The following is a 2,355-nucleotide window of genomic DNA, read 5'->3' as shown; positions in this document are numbered from 1 at the left end:
CGGCTTCATCCTGGCGCCCCGCGTAGTGCGCGACTTTCTCGTCAACCGGTCGCGGCCTTTCATCTTCGCCACCGCGCCGTCGCCGCTCACCGCCGCGATCACCCGTGCGGCGATCGAATTGTCGCGGACCAATCCGGAGCGGCGCGAGCGGTTGGCGCGGCTGGTCGCCTTCGCCGGGCGCGAACTACGCAATCGCTGCGGGCTGCAGGCGTCCGGCTCCCATATCGTGCCGGTGGTCATTGGCGCCGATCAGGCCGCGGTTGCGGTGGCGGCGTCGCTGCAGCGGCGCGGTTTCGACATCCGCGCGATCCGGCCGCCGACCGTGCCGGAAGGCACCGCGCGGCGGCGCATCGCGCTGACGGCGAACGTTGACGAGGCGATCCTGTCGGATCTGTTCGCGGCGCTGGCCGAAGACATGCGGATGGCCGCATGAGCGCGCGCATCATCGTCACCGGCACCGACACCGGCGTCGGCAAGACCGTTTTCGCCGCCGCGCTCGCCGGCGCGCTGGATGCCGACTACTGGAAGCCGGTGCAGGCCGGGCTCGATGAGGGGACCGATCGCAACAGCGTGCTGCAATTGTCGGGTCTGCCCGAAGCGCGGCTGCTGCCGGAAGCCTATCGGCTGAACACGCCGGCCTCCCCGCATCTCGCAGCCGAACTCGACGGCGTGACGATCGATCCGGAGCGACTGGTGCTGCCGCAGACGCAAGGGCCGCTGGTGATCGAAGGCGCCGGCGGGTTGCTAGTGCCACTGACCCGCACGCTGCTGACCATCGACGTGTTCGCGCGCTGGCAGGCGCCGGTGGTGCTGTGCGCCCGGACCACCCTCGGCACTATCAATCACACGCTGCTGTCGGTCGAGGCGCTGCGTGCGCGCAGCATCCCGCTGCTCGGCATCGCCTTCATCGGCGACGAGAATGCGGAATCCGAGCGCGTCATTATCGATTTCAGCGGCGCGCGGCGGCTTGGCCGGCTGCCGCATTTGCCGACGCTTGACGCTGCAGCGCTGCGCGCGGCGTTCGCGGCGAACTTCAATGCCGATGATTTCCTGAAGGCTCCATGATGACGTCCAAATCTCCGGTCTGGCATCCGTTCACCCAGCATGCGGTGCAGCCCGAGGCGATCCCGATCGCGCGCGGAGAGGGCGCGTGGCTCGAGACGCCGGACGGCCGCCGCATCTATGATGCGATCTCGTCCTGGTGGGTGATCACCCACGGCCATCGCCACCCGCACATCGTGCAGGCCATCAAGGCGCAGGCCGATAAGCTCGATCAGGTGATCTTCGCCGGCTTCACCCACGAGCCTGCAGAGCAGCTCGCACGGCGACTGGTCGAGATCACGCCGCCCGAGCTGGAGTACGTGTTCTTCTCCGACAGCGGCTCGACCTCGGTCGAGGTCGCGCTGAAGATGGCGCTCGGCTTCTGGCGGCATCGCGGCGAAGATCGCACGCGCATCCTGGCGCTGCAGGGCGCGTATCACGGCGACACCATCGGCGGCATGTCGGTCGGCGAGCGCGGCGTCTTCAACGCGCCGTATGATCCGCTGCTGTTCGCGGTCGACCGCATTCCCTATCCGGAGCAAGGCCACGAGCAAATGACGCTCGATGCGCTGGACGCCGCCTGCGCGGCGGGCGGCGTCGCGGCGCTGATCGTGGAGCCGCTGATCCTCGGGGCAGGCGGCATGTTGATCTATCCGCCGTCGGTGCTGGCGGAAATGAAGCGGTTCTGCGAGCGACACGATGTGTTGTTCATCGCCGACGAGGTGATGACCGGATGGGGCCGCACCGGCACCCGCTTCGCCTGCGAACAGGCCGGCATCGCGCCGGACATCGCCTGCTACTCCAAGGGCCTCACCGGCGGCTCGCTGCCGCTGGCGGTGACGCTGTGCCGCGGCGATATCTTCGACGCGCATTACTCGCCCGACCGCACCCGCACCTTCTTCCACTCCAGCTCCTACACCGCCAACCCGATCGCCTGCGCGGCGGCGCTGGCCAATCTGGAGGTGTGGGACACCGAGCCGGTGATGCAGCGGATCGGCGCGCTGGCCGCGCTGCAGACCTGCAAGCTCGATCGCTTCCGCGCCGATACCCGCTTCGCCAATCTCCGCCAGCTCGGCACCATCGCGGCGCTCGACGTGGTCGCCGGCGATGCCGGCTACATGGCGAATATCGGCCCGACGCTCTATGAAGCCTTCCGCGCCCGCAACCTGCTGGTCCGTCCGCTCGGCAATACGCTCTACCTGATGCCGCCCTATTGCAGCACGGAGGCGGATCTCGATCTGGTCTATGACGCGATCGACGAGATCGTTGCTGTGAAAGCCTGACATCGATCCGACGCAGCGCTGACATGACGTC

General features: G+C 68.1%; 3 protein-coding genes. All 3 read left to right on the top strand.

Annotation, left to right across the window (positions count from 1 at the left end; genetic code table 11):
- The coding region (locus tag ACOJTD_RS07505) for an aminotransferase class I/II-fold pyridoxal phosphate-dependent enzyme (RefSeq protein WP_420132295.1) at window positions 1-433 on the top strand (433 nt) is incomplete at its 5' end.
- Complete coding sequence (bioD, locus tag ACOJTD_RS07500; RefSeq protein ID WP_420132294.1) at window positions 430-1,065, top strand: dethiobiotin synthase; 636 nt, start codon at window positions 430-432, stop codon at window positions 1,063-1,065. The genes ACOJTD_RS07505 and bioD, both read left to right, overlap by 4 nt.
- Entirely contained in the window at window positions 1,065-2,324 is a 1,260-nt protein-coding gene (locus ACOJTD_RS07495) for an adenosylmethionine--8-amino-7-oxononanoate transaminase (protein ID WP_420132293.1), read from the top strand. The genes bioD and ACOJTD_RS07495 overlap by 1 nt, the downstream gene beginning before the upstream one ends.
- Window positions 2,325-2,355: the final 31 nt, after the last annotated feature.

The sequence above is a fragment of the Rhodopseudomonas sp. genome (assembly GCF_048594845.1).
Classification (GTDB): domain Bacteria; phylum Pseudomonadota; class Alphaproteobacteria; order Rhizobiales; family Xanthobacteraceae; genus Rhodopseudomonas.
Note: the sequence above shows the minus strand (reverse complement) of the source record. Positions and strands in the feature narration are given on the sequence as shown.

Excerpts from the sequence above, each read along its gene's own strand:
- bioD (WP_420132294.1), top strand. The coding sequence starts at position 430 with ATGAGCGCGCGCATCATCGTCACCGGCACCGACACCGGCGTCGGCAAG.
- ACOJTD_RS07495 (WP_420132293.1), top strand. The coding sequence starts at position 1,065 with ATGACGTCCAAATCTCCGGTCTGGCATCCGTTCACCCAGCATGCGGTG.